The organism is Mycobacterium kansasii ATCC 12478 (genome assembly GCF_000157895.3).
Taxonomy (GTDB): Bacteria; Actinomycetota; Actinomycetes; order Mycobacteriales; family Mycobacteriaceae; genus Mycobacterium; species Mycobacterium kansasii.
This window is the reverse complement of the sequence record NC_022663.1, coordinates 5,882,515-5,899,553: the sequence shown is the minus strand read 5'-3', so window position 1 is coordinate 5,899,553 and position 17,039 is coordinate 5,882,515. Positions and strand designations below refer to the sequence as shown.

The 17,039-nt window shown below is 65.8% G+C and carries 11 protein-coding genes and 6 pseudogenes; 4 read left to right on the top strand and 13 right to left on the bottom strand.

Annotated elements, in window-relative coordinates:
• Positions 1-3 precede the first annotated feature (3 nt).
• Positions 4-1,638, top strand: coding sequence for an acyl-CoA ligase FadD12 (gene fadD12, locus MKAN_RS25635; protein WP_023373213.1), 1,635 nt, complete (start codon positions 4-6; stop codon positions 1,636-1,638).
• A complete protein-coding gene (locus MKAN_RS25630; RefSeq protein WP_023373211.1) occupies positions 1,635-2,912 on the top strand; it encodes an alpha/beta hydrolase in 1,278 nt (425 codons plus the stop codon). Before fadD12 ends, MKAN_RS25630 begins: the two co-directional genes overlap by 4 nt.
• A gap of 457 nt (positions 2,913-3,369) precedes the next feature.
• On the opposite strand, the gene MKAN_RS30835 is transcribed toward MKAN_RS25630, so the two are convergent.
• The 8 genes and pseudogenes from MKAN_RS30835 to MKAN_RS30830 all read right to left on the bottom strand — a co-directional run.
• Positions 3,370-3,546, bottom strand: coding sequence for a hypothetical protein (locus tag MKAN_RS30835; RefSeq protein ID WP_155254715.1), 177 nt, complete (start codon positions 3,544-3,546; stop codon positions 3,370-3,372).
• A 133-nt stretch (positions 3,547-3,679) separates the two neighbouring features.
• A complete protein-coding gene (locus tag MKAN_RS25625; RefSeq protein ID WP_023373207.1) occupies positions 3,680-5,065 on the bottom strand; it encodes a WS/DGAT/MGAT family O-acyltransferase in 1,386 nt (461 codons plus the stop codon).
• A gap of 73 nt (positions 5,066-5,138) precedes the next feature.
• Entirely contained in the window at positions 5,139-6,116 is a 978-nt protein-coding gene (gene whiA / locus MKAN_RS25620) for a DNA-binding protein WhiA (protein ID WP_099318757.1), read from the bottom strand.
• Positions 6,113-7,199 (bottom strand): annotated as a pseudogene (locus MKAN_RS25615) (YvcK family protein). Before MKAN_RS25615 ends, whiA begins: the two are co-directional and overlap by 4 nt.
• Positions 7,196-8,119 carry an RNase adapter RapZ gene (gene rapZ / locus MKAN_RS25610; protein WP_023373201.1) on the bottom strand — a complete coding sequence of 308 codons (924 nt, stop codon included), beginning with the start codon at positions 8,117-8,119 and terminating at the stop codon, positions 7,196-7,198. Before rapZ ends, MKAN_RS25615 begins: the two are co-directional and overlap by 4 nt.
• Positions 8,116-10,059, bottom strand: coding sequence for an excinuclease ABC subunit UvrC (gene uvrC, locus MKAN_RS25605; RefSeq protein WP_023373199.1), 1,944 nt, complete (start codon positions 10,057-10,059; stop codon positions 8,116-8,118). Before uvrC ends, rapZ begins: the two co-directional genes overlap by 4 nt.
• 121 nt (positions 10,060-10,180) lie before the next feature.
• Positions 10,181-10,627, bottom strand: coding sequence for a protease inhibitor I42 family protein (locus tag MKAN_RS25600; protein WP_023373197.1), 447 nt, complete (start codon positions 10,625-10,627; stop codon positions 10,181-10,183).
• A gap of 189 nt (positions 10,628-10,816) precedes the next feature.
• Positions 10,817-10,959: pseudogene (locus MKAN_RS30830) on the bottom strand (PH domain-containing protein); the annotation flags it as partial.
• 253 nt (positions 10,960-11,212) lie between these two features.
• Between MKAN_RS30830 and MKAN_RS25595 the strand changes: the two are divergent.
• Positions 11,213-12,646: pseudogene (locus MKAN_RS25595) on the top strand (IS1634 family transposase); the annotation flags it as partial.
• Positions 12,647-12,655: 9 nt separating this feature from the next.
• On the opposite strand, the pseudogene MKAN_RS25590 reads toward MKAN_RS25595, so the two are convergent.
• From MKAN_RS25590 to istA, 5 genes and pseudogenes are all read right to left on the bottom strand, one after another.
• Positions 12,656-13,111, bottom strand: a pseudogene (locus MKAN_RS25590) (ATP-binding protein); the annotation flags it as partial.
• Between the two features lie 7 nt (positions 13,112-13,118).
• Positions 13,119-13,565 (bottom strand): IS110 family transposase, encoded by a 447-nt coding sequence (locus tag MKAN_RS32310; protein WP_225722810.1) that lies wholly within the window; start codon positions 13,563-13,565, stop codon positions 13,119-13,121.
• Entirely contained in the window at positions 13,552-14,184 is a 633-nt protein-coding gene (locus MKAN_RS32305; protein ID WP_103798082.1) for an IS110 family transposase, read from the bottom strand. The genes MKAN_RS32310 and MKAN_RS32305 overlap by 14 nt, the downstream gene beginning before the upstream one ends.
• Before the next feature lie 297 nt (positions 14,185-14,481).
• Positions 14,482-14,853 (bottom strand): annotated as a pseudogene (locus tag MKAN_RS25580) (ATP-binding protein); the annotation flags it as partial.
• Positions 14,850-16,445, bottom strand: a complete 1,596-nt coding sequence (gene istA, locus MKAN_RS25575) for an IS21 family transposase (RefSeq protein WP_036392203.1) — start codon at positions 16,443-16,445, stop codon at positions 14,850-14,852. The pseudogene MKAN_RS25580 and the gene istA, both read right to left, overlap by 4 nt.
• 206 nt (positions 16,446-16,651) lie before the next feature.
• Here istA and MKAN_RS33145 point away from each other — a divergent pair.
• A pseudogene (locus MKAN_RS33145) lies at positions 16,652-16,909 on the top strand (IS1634 family transposase); the annotation flags it as partial.
• Positions 16,910-17,039 lie beyond the last annotated feature (130 nt).

The following is a 17,039-nucleotide window of genomic DNA, read 5'->3' as shown; positions in this document are numbered from 1 at the left end:
GCCATGGCATCTCGCGTCAACGAGGCTCTCGGTCTGATCACGACGATGGGGCGTGCCGGGCTGATCGCGCCGATGCGGCCTGACCGTTACCTCAAGATTGCTGCCGCGATGCGTCGCGAAGGGATGGGATTCACCGCGGGTTTCGCCGGTGCGGCGCAGCGCTGCCCGGACCGCCCGGGGCTGATCGACGAACTCGGCACGCTCACCTGGCGGCAGCTCGACGAGCGCAGCAGCGCCCTGGCCGCCGCGCTGCAGGACTTGCCGGCCGGTCCCCCGAAAGTCGTCGGCATCATGTGCCGCAACCATCGCGGGTTCGTCGAGGCTCTGATAGCGACCAACCGGATCGGCGCCCACACCTTGCTGCTCAACACGTCGTTCGCCGGTCCCGCGCTGGCCGACGTGGTGAGCCGGGAGAACGTCGACACCGTGATTTACGACGAAGAGTTCACCGCGACGGTGGATCGCGCCTTCGCGGACAAGCCGGAAGCCACTCGCATCGTGGCATGGACCGACAACCAGCACGAGCTGACCGTCGAAAAACTCATCGCCGCGCATTCCGGGAAGCAGCCTCGGCGTCCCGGCACCAAAGGCAAGTTGATCCTGCTGACGTCTGGCACCACCGGAACACCCAAGGGCGCAACGCATTCCGGTGGAAGTGGCGGAGTCCGCACGCTGAAGGCGGTCCTGGACCGCACGCCGTGGCGCGCCGAGGAACCCATCGTGATCGTGGCGCCGATGTTCCACGCCTGGGGTTTCTCGCAGCTGGTGCTGGCCGCGTCCCTGGCGTGCACGATCATCACCCGGCGCAAGTTCGATGCGGAGGCCACGCTGGACCTCGTCGACCGCCACCAGGCAACGGGTCTGGCGGTGGTGCCGGTGATGTTCGACCGGATCATGGAGCTGCCCGCCGAGGTGCGTCGTCGCTACAGCGGCCGGTCGTTACGCTTCGCCGCGGCGTCGGGCTCACGGATGCGCCCCGATGTCGTCATCGCCTTCATGAACCAGTTCGGTGACGTGATCTACAACAACTACAACGCCACCGAGGCCGGCATGATCGCGACCGCGACGCCCGCCGACTTGCGCGCCGCCCCCGACACCGCGGGCAAACCCGCTGAGGGCACCGAAATCCGCATCCTGGACCCGGAATTCAACGAGCTGCCGGTCGGCGAGGTCGGCAGCATCTATGTCCGCAACGAGAGCCAATTCGACGGCTACACCTCCGGCACCACGAAGGACTTCCATGCCGGGTTCATGTCCTCCGGCGACGTCGGCTACCTCGATCAGAACGGACGGCTGTTCGTGGTCGGCCGCGACGACGAGATGATCGTCTCCGGCGGCGAGAACGTCTACCCGATCGAGGTGGAGAAAACGCTGGCCGCCCATCCCGAGGTGGCCGAAGCCGCGGTGATCGGCGTGGACGACGAGCAGTACGGCCAGCGGCTCGCGGCGTTCGTGGTGCTGGCGCCCGACGCTCATCTCGATAGGGGCGCGGCCCCCGAGGCCCTCAAACAGCATGTGCGCGACAACCTGGCCAACTACAAGGTGCCGCGTGAAATCACGGTTCTCGACGAGCTGCCGCGCGGCAGCACCGGCAAAATCCTGCGCGCCGAACTGCAGTCCAAGGTGCGCGGCTCGTGAGAGGGGAGCGACTGCTGAGGCTGGCGCGCCGTCCCCGGCCGCTGACCCGCGGAGCCGTCGAACTGGTCAACGCCGCCAACGGATTACAGCCGATCACCCGCCACCCCTACGCCTCGGCCCTGGTGTTCTGGTTCGGCTGGCCGGCATCGGAGGTGCCGGGAATGTATCTGAGCGTCTCGGTGCTCGACGCGGTACGCCGCGGCCGCCGCGGCGATTTCGCCGGGCCGAAGGGAAAGACGGCGTTGGCGTTGACCGTTGCGGCGTGGGCCATCTTGGGGGTGATCCGCTATCGCGGCATCACGACTCCGGGCCCGGTGCTGGAAGCGGGGCTGAGCGAAGGGCTCGGACCCGACTACGCCGGCGAACTCGCCGCGCTGCCGACCGAGCCGACGCGCCGGGGCCGGCGTAACCTGCCACTGCGTACCACCGTGGCGCGCCGGCGTTATGTCGAGAAGACCAACATCGTGGCGTACGGCCCGCATCGGCGCGCCAACCTGGCCGACATCTGGCGCCGCCGCGACCTGCCCCGTGACGGCAAGGCGCCGGTGCTGGTGCAGGTGCCCGGCGGCGCGTGGGTGATGGGCTGGCGCCGGCCGCAGGCGTATCCCTTGATGGCCCATCTGGTTTCGCGGGGCTGGGTCTGCGTGTCGTTGAACTACCGGGTCTCTCCGCTGCATACCTGGCCGGCGCACATCGTCGACGTGAAACGTGCGCTGGCGTGGGTCAAGGAGAATATCGCGGCCTACGGCGGCGATCCGGACTTCGTTGCGATCAGCGGAGGTTCGGCCGGCGGACACCTGTCGGCCCTGGCGGCACTGACGCCCAATGAACCCCGGTTCCAGCCCGGTTTCGAACATGCCGACACCTCGGTGGTCGCAGCGGTTCCCTTCTACGGGCGCTACGACTGGTATTCCACCGACGCAGCCGGGCGACCCGAATTCATCGGGCTGCTCGAAAGATTTGTGGTGAAGCGCAAATTCAGCGAGCATCGGCAAATATTCGTCGATGCCTCGCCGATTCATCACGTGCGCGCCGACGCGCCGCCTTTCTTTGTGCTGCACGGCACCGACGACTCCCTCATCCCGGTCGTGGAAGCCCGGGAATTCGTCGACGAATTGCGCGGAGTCTCGAAGTCCCCGGTCGCTTACGCCGAATTGCCCAATGCTCAACACGCTTTCGACATCTTCGGTTCCCCGCGCGCACATCAGGCGGCCGAGGCGGTAGCCCGGTTCCTGTCCTGGGTCTATGTGACGAACGGGCCAGGCGTGCGGTAGTTGCGGGGGTCCGACATTTAGCCAACGTGGGCACCGAATTTCGTCGGCGCTAAGGTTCGGGGGCTGCGGTGCGGGAGATGAAATCCGGGGGCGCCGAGTGTGCGCTCCTGGCGCCGAGTGTGCGCTCCTGGCGCCGAGTGTGCGCTCCTGGCGCCGAGTGTGCGCTCCTGGCGCCGACTGTGCGTTCATGGCGCCGAGTGTGCGCTCCTGGCGCCGAGTGTGCGTTCATGGCGCCGAGTGTGCGCTCCTGGCGCCGAGTGTGCCGCCAGGGCGGTCCCAGCGCGAAATTCCCACCCTCTGCGCACACTCAAATACCTCTGCGCACACTCAAAACCCTCTACGCACACTCAAAGCCGTCATCGCAAACTCGATATGGCGGCATCACAGTCGACCCGGCAGGTTCTCCCGAACCCCTTCCACCGCAACAGGTTCGAGCGAAAGAGCGGGCGCCAGCGAGTCACAGGCAGTGCTCGAGCATATTGAAGATCAGACGCATTGTGGCGTCGCGGAAGCATCCGAACGCCGAACAGGCAACCCGCAAGATGACCGAGCCAACCATCGGCTCGGGAAGCATCCTGGAAGTCACTGTCAGATCTTCTGGCTCGACGCCTGATTGCCGCTCATCGACGGTCACCGAGCTACCCGACCCGTACACCGCCGGGCAGACTCCGGGTACATCGCCTCGCGGCCGCATCCCAGTTGCGAAGGACGGCCACCCACGACTGACCAGCCGCTGTCGCCCTACGGCTAACGAGGCGACAACACCGTCATCGCAAGCCCGCGGCGTGCTCGAGTTCGGTCAGCGCGGGTTGGATGGCGTCGGCCATCTGGTCGATGTCGTTGGCCACTTCCGGTGTCGTCACAAATCCGAAGTCCAGGTACTCCATGTAGGAGAAGCAGGTGACGTTGAGGGCGACGTCCATCACCGGTGGCCCCAACGGAACCAGCGAATCCAGTTTGGCGCCGGCCATGTACAGCGGGAACTGCGGACCGGGGACGTTGGAGACGACCAGGTTGATCGGCGCCAGGTTGTGCGACAGACCTGTGACCGTATATGCGCGGGCGGCCAGCTGCAGCAGCCCCGGTGGTGTGGTCTCGGTCAGACCCATGATCTGATGCGCCGAGAGCGCCTTGGCCATTTCCTTGGCGCTCTGGGTACTTTCGTGGATCGACTTGAGCCGCTCGGCGGGGTCCTCGATATGGGTTGCCAGCGAGGCCGTCATCGAGCTGATCTGGTTGCCCACATCGGATTTCGTCTCGTCGGTGCGGGTGGAGACGGGGATCTGCGCGATCAGCGGCTTGGTGGGCAATTCGTCATGCTTTTGCAGGTATTCCCGGGCCGCCCCCGCCACCAGCGCGAGGACGACGTCGTTGAGCTTGACACCGAAAGTGTCCTTGACGGCTTTGGCCCGGGCCAGTTCGACCCGCGCGCCGGTAATGCGCCGGTGCGGCGACACCGACGCGTTGAACCGGGTCTTGGGGGCGTCGAAGTAGCGCGGTGGCTTGGTGCGCACACCCAAAGCCGCGATCTGCTGGCGCACGGTCTGCTCGACCAGCCTGGCGATGCGGAACGGCGTCATGATGCCGACGTTGATCAGCGCGCTGACTGCACGCCGCTCCAGCCCGGGAACCTGGAATCCCACGAACCCAACCGTTTCCTGTTGCGGCGCCCGTGGTTCCGGTGTGACGTCCAAGAGGATTTCGCCCAGACCTGCCCCGGAGACGCCGTCGACGATGGCGTGGTGCATCTTGGTCAGCGTCGCGATCCGGCCGCCCTCGACACCCTCGATGACCCACAGTTCCCACAGCGGCCGGGAGCGGTCCAGTTTGTAGGACATGAGCCGGCCGACGAGCTCCTCGAGTTCTCGCCGCCCACCTGGAGCGGGAACGCCGATACGACGGACGTGGAAGTCGATGTCGAGGTCCTCGTCCTCGACGAACCAGGGCCGGTCCAGGCCCAGCGGGGCGCCGGTGACCTTCCACCGCAATTGCGGCAGCTCCGGCAATCGCTCGACGAGCAGTTCGCGGAGCCGCTGAAAGCTGTAGTCGGGCGCGTCACTGGGATCGCAGATCGCCAGGGCACCCACATGCATGTGCCAGCCTGCGGTTTCCGCAGACCAAAACGCCGCATCAACACTCGAGAGCCGCTTCATTCCGCGACCATAGCCCGCAGCTAGCGGGCGGGGCCAGCTCTCACGAAAATCTCACATCGCGCCGGCCGGCCGGTCAGGCGTCCTCGAGCAAATCCGGCGTCACTGCCGACTCGGTATCCGGAATCCCGTCAACCTTCGCCTTGCGGTCGGCCATCGACAGCAATCGCCGGATCCGGCCTGCCACAGCATCTTTGGTCATCGGTGGCTCGGCGAGGCGGCCCAGCTCCTCCAGCGACGCCTGCCGATGCTGGACCCGCAGTTTGCCGGCCGCGGCCAGATGGTCGGGCACGGTGTCGCCGAGGATCTCCAGCGCACGCTCCACCCGCGCCGCCGCTGCGACCGCCGCCCGGGCCGAGCGGCGCAGATTGGCATCGTCGAAGTTGGCCAGCCGGTTGGCCGTCGCGCGCACTTCGCGACGCATCCGGCGCTCCTCCCACACCAGCCGGGTGTCCTGCGCTCCCATTCGGGTCAGCAATGCACCGATCGCCTCGCCGTCGCGCACCACCACCCGGTCGGCGCCGCGCACCTCGCGGGCCTTCGCGCTGACCCCGAGCCGACGTGCCGCACCTACCAGCGCGAGCGCGGCCTCCGGGCCGGGACAGCTCACCTCCAGCGCCGACGAGCGTCCTGGCTCGGTCAGCGATCCGTGTGCCAAAAAGGCTCCGCGCCAAGCGGCTTCGGCGTCGGCGACACTGCCCCCGACCACCTGCGCCGGCAGGCCGCGCACCGGGCGCCCGCGCACATCCAGCAACCCGGTCTGGCGAGCCAGCGCCTCGCCGTCGTTGGCCACCCGCAGCACGTATCGGGTGTTTTTGCGAATACCGCTGGCCGACAACACGTGCACCACCGCGTTGTAGCCATACAGTTCGAAGATGTCCTTGCGCAGCCGCCGGGCGATGCTGCCCAGGTCCACCTCCGCTTCGACGACCACGCGGCCGCCCACGATGTGCAAGCCGCCGGCGAACCGCAGCAGGGAGGTGACCTCAGCTCGCCGCGCACTGACCGATTTGACCACCAGACGACTCAACTCGTCCTTGACTTCGGTCGTCATCGCCACGCGTCGTCACCCCTCGGTCCGTTGCCGCCCAGCGCCGTGCACGCCGGTCTGTCGACGTCCACCCTCGATCGGTATCTCCTGTGTGGTCACCGGAGTCGCCGCCGGGCCCCGGTCCCGCGCCCGCACCGCGTCGAGGACGGCCGCCAGCTTCCCCGGGTCATGTAAAGGTGTACCAGGTCTGGCAACGTCGGCGAAGTGCACCTCGGCCTGTAGCAGCGTCGCGGTGCGGCGCAGTTGGTCGCGCTCGCGTTCGCTCGGCACCCGTTCGGCGTCGATGATGATGTCGTGCACGGTGAACCCGGGAGCGTGCTGGGCCAGCACGTGCAAGTGACGCTCCACCGAAAAGCCCGCCGTCTCCCCCGGCTCGGCCACTAGGTTCAGCACCAGCGCCCGCTGCGCGGTGGTGGTCTGCAGCGCCGTGAGCAGTCCGGGCACCAGCACATGCGGGATCACGCTGGTGAACCACGAGCCGGGCCCCAGGACCACCAGGTCCGCTGCCATGATGGCGTCGACAGCCTGCCGGGTCGCCGGCGGGTCCGGGGGCAGCAACCGCACCCGCCGCACCTTTCCCGGCGTGGTGGCGATCGCAACCTGCCCGCGGATCAGGCGAAACATTCGCGGGTCGGACTCTAGGCCGGAGACGTCAGCCTCGATCTGCAACGCGATCGGGCACATCGGCAACACCCTGCCCTTGACGCCCAGGACGCGTCCGAGTTCGTCGAGCGCGGCAACCGGATCGGCCAGCACCTCCGACAGACCGGCAAGAATCAGGTTGCCGATCGGATGTCCGGCCAGGGCGCCGTCGCCGCCGAATCGATGCTGCAGAATGGTCGCCCACAATCGCCCGTGCGGGCTATCGGATGCCAAGGCCGCCAACGCCATTCGCAAGTCTCCGGGTGGCACCACGTCGAGTTCGCTGCGCAGCCGGCCAGAGGAACCACCGTCGTCGGCGACGGTCACGATCGCGGTGACGTACGGAGTCAGCCGGCGCGCCGCCGACAAGGTCGCATACAACCCGTGTCCGCCGCCCAGAGCGACGATGCTGTGGCTTGAATGCGGGCTGCCTGGCGTGTTCATTCGCGACCCAGATCCCGGTGCAGCACCCGTACCGATAGTCGCGAATCGGAGCCGAGCAGCCGCATGAGCGCTTCGGCGATCGCCACACTGCGATGCTTGCCGCCGGTGCAGCCGACGGCAACCGTCATGTAGCGCTTCCCCTCCCTCCGGTAGCCCTCGACGACCAGCGACAACAGCCGATGGTAAGTCCCGAGGAACTCGGCCGCGCCGGGTTGCTCCAGCACATAATCACGCACCGCGGGGTGTTGGCCGGTGAGTGGCCGCAGCTCGTCCACCCAGTGTGGGTTGGGCAGGAAACGCACGTCCATCACCATGTCGGCGTCCATCGGCAGCCCGTATTTGAAGCCGAAGGATTCGACGGTAACGCTGGTGGTCGCGCCGCCGTCGCTGCCGAACGCGCGCTCGATGCTTTCCCGCAAGCCCCGTACCGACAGGGTCGAGGTGTCGATGATCAGGTCCGCGTTGGCGCGCACCGGCGCCAGCATTTTTCGCTCGGCGGCGATGCCCTCGGCCAGCGTCTGCTGGCCCTGCAGCGGGTGGCTACGCCGATTCTGTTCGTAGCGGCGCACCAACATGTCGTCCGACGCCTCCATGAACACCACCCGGGGGGTGATGTTGCGGGTGGCCAATTCGTTGCGCACCTCGTCCAGGTCGCCGGTGAATCCGCGTGACCGCACGTCCATCACCACGGCCAGTTGAGTGATCCGCGAACCGGCTGCCAGCCCGAAGTCGACCATGCGGGTGATCAGCTGGGGCGGCAGGTTGTCTGCGACATACCAGCCCAGGTCCTCCAGCACCTTGGCCGCCGTGCCGCGTCCGGCTCCGGACAACCCGGTCACCAGAACCACGTCGATATCGGGCGACGCATGGTTTTCCGGGCTTTCCCGGCTTGACGGGCCGGGATGGCTGTGCCCGGTCATTCCGAAGCTTCCGATCGGTCAGGGCGCAGCGCCTCGAGGACGGCCGTAGCCGTGGCTACGCCGATACCCGGAACGGCGGTGATCTGGTCTACGGTGGCCTCCTTGAGGCGGGCGATCGACCCGAAATGGGTGACCAGCGCCTTGCGACGGTGTTCTCCCAATCCAGGCACCCCATCGAGCGCCGATGCCGTCATTCGCTTGGATCGTTTGCTCCGATGGTAAGTGATGGCGAATCGGTGCGCCTCGTCGCGCACCCGCTGCAGCAGATAAAGACCCTCGCTGTTGCGGGGCATGATGACGGGGTCCGGCTCCGACGGCACCCACACCTCTTCCAGCCGCTTGGCCAAGCCGATCACCGCGACGTCGCTGACACCCAGTTCATCGAGGACGGCTTTGGCCGCATTGACCTGCGGTGCGCCGCCGTCGACGACGTAAAGGTTGGGCGGGTAAGCGAACCGCCGTGACTTCCCTTCCGGGCTAAGCAGATTCGGATCGCTCTGATCACTTACGTGGCGCAGGAAGCGTCGTCGGGTCACTTCCGCGATGGAGGCGACGTCGTCGGAGCGTCCCTGGCCGGCGGCCTCCCGGATCCCGAAGTGGCGGTAATCCGACTTGCGCGGCAGGCCGTCCTCGAAGACCACCAGCGAGCCCACCACGTCGGTGCCCTGCACATGGCTGATGTCGACACACTCGATGCGCAGCGGCGCGTCGGCCAGCCCGAGAGCTTCCTGAATATTCTGCAGTGCAGCCGATCTGGCGTTGAAGTCACCGGCTCGCTTCAGCTTGTGTTGCTGCAACGCCTCTTTCGCATTGCGCTGTACGGTCTCGGCCAGCGCCCGCTTGTCGCCACGGCGCGGCACCCGCAGCGTGACCCGGGAGCCGCGCAGCCCCGAGAGCCAGCTGGACAACTCCTCGGAGTTGGACGGCAGACAGGGCACCAGCACCTCACGCGGAACCGGGTTGACCGATTCGTCTGCGGCGCTACCCAACTCGGCCTGCTCGCCATAGAACTGGGTGAGGAACTGTTCGACCAACTGCTCCTCACCGGAATCCCCGGGGTCTCCGGACTTTTCGACGATCCAGCCGCGCTGGCCACGGACCCGCCCGCCCCGGACGTGGAACACCTGCACCGCGGCTTCGAGTTCGTCGTCGGCGAAGGCCATCACGTCGGCGTCGGTACCGTCGCCGAGCACCACGGCCTGTTTTTCCATGGCGCGCTTCAGCGCCGACAGGTCGTCGCGAAGCCGGGCGGCTCGCTCGAAATCCAGCTGCTCGGCCGCGGCGCTCATGTGCCGTTCCAGCTCGCGGGCATACCTGTCGGTCTGGCCGGAGAGGAAGTCGCAGAAGTCCTCGACGATCTGGCGGTGCTGCTCGGCGCTGACCCTGCCGACACAGGGAGCCGAACACTTGTCGATGTAGCCGAGCAGGCATGGGCGCTCGATTTGCTTGTGGCGCTTGAACACTCCGGTCGAGCAGGTTCGCGCGGGAAACACCCGGGTGAGCAGGTCCAGCGTTTCGCGGATTGCCCATGCATGCGAGTACGGTCCGAAATAACGCACCCCCTTGCGCCGCGGACCGCGATAGACCATCAGCCGGGGAAATTCCTCGTTGAGGGTGACGGCCAGCGCCGGATACGACTTGTCGTCGCGATAGCGAACGTTGAAGCGGGGGTCGAATTCCTTGATCCAGTTGTACTCCAGCTGCAGCGCCTCGACCTCGGTGTTGACCACGGTCCACTCGACCTTGGCCGCGGTGGTCACCATCTGCCGGGTCCTCGGATGCAGATGGGCGACGTCGGCGAAGTACGACGTCAGCCGGCTGCGGAGACTTTTTGCCTTGCCGACGTAGATCACCCGCCCGTGCGCGTCCCGGAACCGGTAGACGCCGGGCTCGACCGGGATGGACCCGGGCGCGGGGCGGTACGTTGCGGGATCTGGCACGTACCCAGGCTAGTAGCCGCTGGAAGGGCGCCCTGGAAGGCGGGGGTTGGTCAAGGCAGGTGTGCCGGCTTTCGGTTCACAGCATCGATTGGACGCCGGAGCGCCGGCGGCGACGGCCGACCTACTGCACTGTGACTTTCGCCGTGAACGTGCGCAAAGGTGCGGTACCCGGGCTGGTCTTGTTGGTTTCGTCGATGGCGATTGTGGTGGTGCCAACTGTCAAAGCCTTGAATGTCCAGACCTCGTTGCCGGGTCCGCCGGTCGTAGCGCCTGCCACATATTCGTGATTCGTCTGCTCAATGACGGTGGAATCGCCGATCCGCGAATCAGCGCTCCACCAAAAAGGGGTGCTGTGATTCGCTCCCAAGATGACTCTGAGCACGTCGCCGACCGACATCGTCACCTCCTGGGTGAGTTGCTGCCCGGAGCCGTCAGTGACCTCGACAGTTTTCACGGCCGCGGGCATCGTCTGAGTGGTGGTTGACTGCGGACGGTTTCCGCTCGCCGCACAGCCCGGCGCCGCCAGCGAAAGCACGATCGCGACCATCGCCCAGAGCCTTGTCTGCATAACAGTCATCCTCCAAGCGGCTCGCCGGTACTACCTGACTTCCTCAGCATCAGGCGGTCGGCAACCATTTACTTCACTTTCGACAAAATCCCGATTTTCAGCACGCTCACGGAGCGCTATCCCACTCGTGGCCGGGTTGGTCTGCCGCGGCGCTGCGGCCAACACCTGTCGCTATGCGAGGGAGTACCTTCAGTGTGCGCGCAAATCCGGCCGGTATCGGCCAGCAGGGTTCGTACCGTGTCCATGGCCGCCACGGCGCTTTCCTTGTCCACGGCCTGAATCGCCATCACCGGGATGTATTCGTCGCCGGGCAAGTCGATCTGTGGCCAGCGTTCAGGACGCCCACGTACCCAGGCTAGCCGGAAGTTACGACGGGTTCTGACTGGAGATTAGTGTTCTGAGCTGGCGCTATAGGCTGCTGTCTCGTGCTGATATGTAGTCACGAATAGGTGCGTGTCATTCGTATCTGATCGGCGTAATCAGGCTATGATGCTTCGTATGCCGCGTAACCAGGGCAAAGCTCACGTAGTCAGAGTTAAAAAGACGCATGTGGATAAGTAGGGCAAACAGCGCGTCTATCAGTCGGTGCTGTTGCGCCGCACCTTCCGCGACGGGCCCAAGGTGCGCAACGAGACCGTGGCCAACTTGTCGATGTTGCCCGAGGCGGCGATCGCCGCGCTGGAGGCGACGCTGAAGGGACACAGCCTGGTGCCCGCTGGTCAGGAGGTGACGGTGCTACGCGCGTTGCCGCATGGGCATGTGGCCGCGGTCGCGGCGATGGCCCGCCAGCTGGGACTGCCCGCGCTGCTGGGGTCGCCGTGTCGGTCCCGCGATCTGGTCTACGGGCTGATCGTCTCGCGGGTGATCCATCCGGCATCCAAGCTCTCGACGCTGTCGCGCTGGGCCGATTGCACCCTGGGCGCAGACCTGCAGATCGCCGGCGCTTCCACCGACGAGATCTATGCGGCGATGGACTGGCTCAGCGACCGCCAAGACGGCATCGAAAAGAGGCTCGCCGCTAAACACCTTGGTCCAGAAGCCAATCCGTCACGGATGGCATTGTTTGACCTGACCTCATCGTGGGTGACGGGCCGGCATTGCCAGCTGGCCAAGCGCGGCTATTCCCGCGACCGCAAAAAGGGCTTACCGCAAATCGAATACGGGGTGCTCACCGACCCTGCCGGCCGGCCGGTGGCGGTGCGGGTCTTTGCCGGTGATACCGCCGATCCGGTCGCCTTCACCGACATCGTGGAGGTCATCCGCACCGGCTTCGGGCTGGATCGGCTGGTGCTAGTCGGCGATCGCGGCATGATCACCGCCGCTCGCATCGCCGCGATCAAAGAACTCAACGACACCGGAACCGATTTCGGGTGGATCACCGCGCTGCGCGCTCCAGCGATTGCCAAACTGGCCGCCGACGACGGGCCGCTGCAGATGAGCCTGTTCGATACCCACGACCTGGCCGAGATCACCCACCCCGACTACCCACACGAACGGCTGATCGCCTGCCGCAACCCCGCCCTGGCCGCTGAACGGGCCCGCAAACGCAACGAACTGCTGGCCGCCACCGAGACCGCCCTAGCGCGTATCGCCGAACGGGTCGAGCGCGGCAGCCTGGCCGGGGCCGGCAAGATCGGCGAAGCTGTCGGGCAGATCGTCAACAAATACAAGGTAAGCAAGCACTTTCACCGCACCATCACAGACGCCAGCTTCGCCTATGAACGCGACCACGCAGCCATCACCGCCGAAGCCGCCCTCGACGGCATCTACGTCCTGCGCACCTCGGTGCCCGCCACCGACCTCGACGCCCCCGCGGTGGTCACCGGGTATAAGAACCTGGCCTATGTCGAACGCGACTTCCGCAGCATCAAAACCGACGACCTCGACCTACGCCCCATCCACCACCGGCTGTCTGAGCGCGTCAAAGCCCACGTACTGATCTGCCTGCTGGCCTGCTATGTGACCTGGCACTTACGCAAAGCCTGGGCGCCGCCGACCTGCACCGACGAACACCCACCAATCGCAATGTCAACTTGAACTGGCCCCGGCGTGACGGTTTGAATTGGCCCCACCTGCTGGGCGGGTCTTGCGGGCTTGGGCGAGTCGGTAGGAGGCGCTGCCGGTTTCGATGATCTGGCCGGCGAACGTCAGTCTGTCGACGATGGCAGCGCACAGTCGTGGGTCGGTGAATGTCTTGGTCCAGGAGGAGAAGGGCTCGTTGGAGGCGATAGCGATGGCCGCGCGTTCTTCTCGTTCGGTGAGAACTTGGAACAGCAGTTCTGCGCCGCGCCGGTCGAGCTGTAGGTACCCCAGTTCATCGACCAGGATGAGGTCGACTCGTCCGTAATGGTTGATCAGTTTGGTCAGCTGCTTGTCTTCGGCGGCTTCGACGAGTTCGTTGACGAGCTTGCTGGCCAGGGTGTAGCGCACGCGGTGGCCGGCTTCGGCGGCCAGGGTGCCCAGCGCGATGAGCAGGATGCTTCTATGTCTGTCAAGCCGCCGTTTCGATGGTGGTGATTGATGCGGCGTCGGTCTGCATGATCCGGTAGACCTCGCGGGCGATAGCGCGTTTGAGGCATCGTTTGATCTCTCGGGGCGTCTTGCCTTCTGCAGTGCGTCGGGCGGCGTAGGCCTTTGTCGTAGGCTCGAACCGCAAGCGCGTCAGTGCAACAGTGTGCAGTGCGCGGTTGAGTTGGCGGTCACCGGCGCGGTTGAGTCGGTGGCGCACGGTGGCGCCGCTGCTGGCTGGGATGGGTGCGGCGCCGGCCAGGGACGCGAAGGCCGCCTCGCTGCGGATGCGGTCGCGATGCGACCACGAGATCAAGAACTGCGCAGCAGTGATGACGCCGATGCCGGGTCGGTCGAGCAGCTGGGGGCAGGCGGCAGTGACGAGGAGTTCGAGCTCGGTTTCGTGTTCTGCGGCTTCAGCTTCGAGCATGAGAGCACGCCGGGCGGTAGCGCGAATGGCGCGGACGGTGGCGCGGTGTTCGACTGAGTGTGACGGCAGGGTACGCAGCACGTGCGCAGCGGTTGAGTTGTTCGTCGGTCGTTCCGCGTCGTAGTTGATCACGCAGCGATTGGGGGGCGTTGACGATCATGGCCTTGAGTTGCCCAATAGCTTTGGTACGGGCCAGGATTGCACCCTCACGCGCGGCGAGTAGCACTCGCATAGCTTCCCGGTCGCCGCGAGCGCGGGGCGCTGCTAGGTGCTCGCGCGTCAATGCTTCGCGTGCGGCGCGGACGGCGTCGAGGTCATCAGATTTGGCGCCGTCCCGTCGGGCAGGGCGTGCGGGGCGATCAATCTCGACTACCCATTCGCCGCGTCCGAGCAAGTGTGTGGTCAGACCAGCGCCGAAGCTGCCGGTGCCCTCGATCGCCCAAACTCGCCGACCTGTGGCATGTTTGGCGGCGAAGGTGTCGAGTTTACGGAATCCGAACGCGTCGGTCGCCACCGTCAGCCGCTCGACCAATCCTCCGGCGGCGGTGACGATCGCCGCGGTGTGGGAGTCGCGGTGGGTATCGACGCCGATGACGAAATCGACCTTGTCTGTCAGCATGGGTGTCACGGTGTTCTCCAATCATTGGGGTGCATCAGGTCGGCACCGGCCTGGATGGGATCACCGTGCGGCAAGACTGTGATGAGGCACGACCCGGCATCGGGTCGGCCAGGCTTCTGATCAGGCCAGTCGTGGTGGGCCAGGCCGGTGCCGGTCACCGGCGACGACAAATCCAAAGCAAGGGCACTACCCGCGTGAGGTGCGGCCAATGAGTCTTTAGGGTCAGTCGCGGTCACCGACACCGACCCTTCCACCGGCGGCGCCGAGACTCCATTGAGTCCGCCCTCAAGACTCACAATGAGTTTTGCCGGTGCCGGAGTCACCGATCAAACACAAGGGGTTTCCTGCCTTGACCCAGGCGCAGGTGGCCAGCTGCCCGATGACGGCGGGGTTGATGGCGGGATTGTCGTCAAAGGAGAACTCTTCCAACCGCTTTGGGCGTGGAAAACCGGCGTCGCGCACACGGCGGTCGGCCCGTCGGCGGGTGCGGTCGTCGCATTCGGCGATTACCAGCTCGGAGAGAAATGCTAAGTAGGACAGTTGCTCACGTTCGGCGGCGGCGGCGATTTCGGCAAACCGGTCGCGAATCGTGGGCAGGCGCAGCATACGACAGCCTTGCTCGATCGCCGCGGTGGCTGCCTGCTCGGTGACGGCGTGCCGCCGGGTCATGAGGTTTCTCGCCCCAGCAGGACGTCATACTGCTGCACCGAGGGCAGCGGGCGGGTATCGGCCGGCACGGCCGCCGAGCGATGCTCGGCCAGCACGACGACACGACCGCAGGTGTTGGCATCATCGGGGTCAGTCGTCGCGCCGCGGCGCTCGGTGGCCTTGCGCGCTTCCAGCGCAACCACATCAGGGCTGGTGGACCCGACCGATAGCGCGGCGGTGATGCCGGCCAGCACGTCTCGGCGATCCATATGGCGATGCAGCAGCAGCACTTCGACGAGCATCCGGGTGCCCCTGGCATCACCGTGGGCTTTGCGGGCGGCGACCCAAAACGCCTCATGCTCGGCGGTGAACACTTTGGCTGCGCGAGCCTGCGCCAGTGCTGTGGCGCCGGGCAGGGCGCCGGGCTTGCGCAACAGGATCTCCAGATAGTGATCCAAATCGAGGACTTTGGCGCCCTTGCCGACGGCGCGCTGGTGGCGGGCCACCACCGTGGTGCGGTGATAGACGACCACCGCCGAGGCCGACAGTTTGACTCGCAGCCGATGGCCGATGAAGCGCGCCGGCACCGAATACTGATTGCAGCGCACCGCCACTTGGGCATAACGGTCTACTCGAGGTGTCAAAGTCAATGCCGTATCAAATGATTCAGCAGGCAAAGGGCGTAACAGCGTCTTTTCGAACGCCCAGTCCTGGCCCACACTGGTCGAGCGGTTGCCCACCCGGCGGGCGTCATCGGCATCATCGGCGGCCTGAAGCAATGCGTTGAGCTCGTCGATGGAATCCACCACGGGCATGGGCACGCAATGATTGCGGCGAAACCGCCCGCCCTCGCCTTCCACACCGCCTTTTTCGTGACTGCCCTCATGGCCGGGCTGGCAGTACCAGGCTTCGAAACCGTAGTGGCTGCGAAACGCGATCCAACGCTCATTCTCCTGCCGAGAGCGCCCGAACAGCACCTTCTTGACCGCGCTGTTGAGGTTGTCGTAGCGCACCTTATCCACCGGCACCCCACCGAGGCGCTCAAACCCATACACGTGGCCTTCCAGAAACGCCTCTTGCCCTTCGGTCAAAAACGCCCGGTGCACCGCGCGCGCCGAGTACGACAACCGCATGGTGAACAGCATGGTCTTGGTCTTCACCCCGGCCAGGATCACCCACAGGTCATGAAAGTCCACTTCCCCTTCAGCCGCCGGCGGATGGGTCTGCGGCACATAGCCCAACTCCAGGGGCTTACCCGCCTCGGCCAAGATCTGCGAGCGGCGCTTACCGACATAGTCGCGCACCGTCGAATACGACAAGTCGGTCGCGCCATGCTCATCGACGAGCCGGGCCAAGATGCGTCGAGCGGTGTGGCGTTGCTTTTTGGGTGCATCTAGATCACTGCGCAGCATCTCGTCTATCGCGCCCTTGAACGCCTCCAGCCGCGGCGCAATTCGCTCAGGCACCTTGCGCTCCGGGGGGATCGCCGACTCCAGCGCCTGGCGCACCGTGCGTCGGTGCACGTGGTGCTTATCGGCCAGCGCCCGAATCGACATCCCGTCTACCCGATGATCGCGGCGAATCGCCGCAAACTGCTCCACCCGCGCACTCACTTTCCAGCCTCCACCTTCGTGATCCACGATCCGGAACATCCGGATGCCGACCACGCTGAGGTGGGGCCAAATCAAGCCGTCATAACCGTCTCGGCGTGTCGCAAAGGTGGGGCCAAATCAGACCGTCACACCGACACCCCGCCGCCTCACAGGTGGGGCCACTTCAAGCCGCCCTCCTGGGGCCAATTCAGACTGTCACGGCCACACCAACCCGCGACAACCCCGTCGCACCCGCACAACGCTCACCACATGCGCACACCAAAGCATCTCGCCACCAAACCACCGACGCCACTCCACTGCGCAGCTTCCGCGCTCTGCTCGATCACCTGGCCACCTTGACCCGCAACCGAATCCGCTACCAGGACACCAACATCGAAATCGAGACTCTCACCGAACCCACCCACGACCAACGCCGCGCCTTCGACCTCATCAAGGCCACCATCCCCCTCACCATCGCGGCGTAGTCAGACCTAAAACACCCAAAACCAACAAAACCCCACGTCAAAGCCCGAATCACCTATCCAGACGGTCGCAACTTCGGGCTAGTGGTCGTTAAGGGCGTGGCTAGAAAAGCGGTGGCTCGTCGGGATCAGG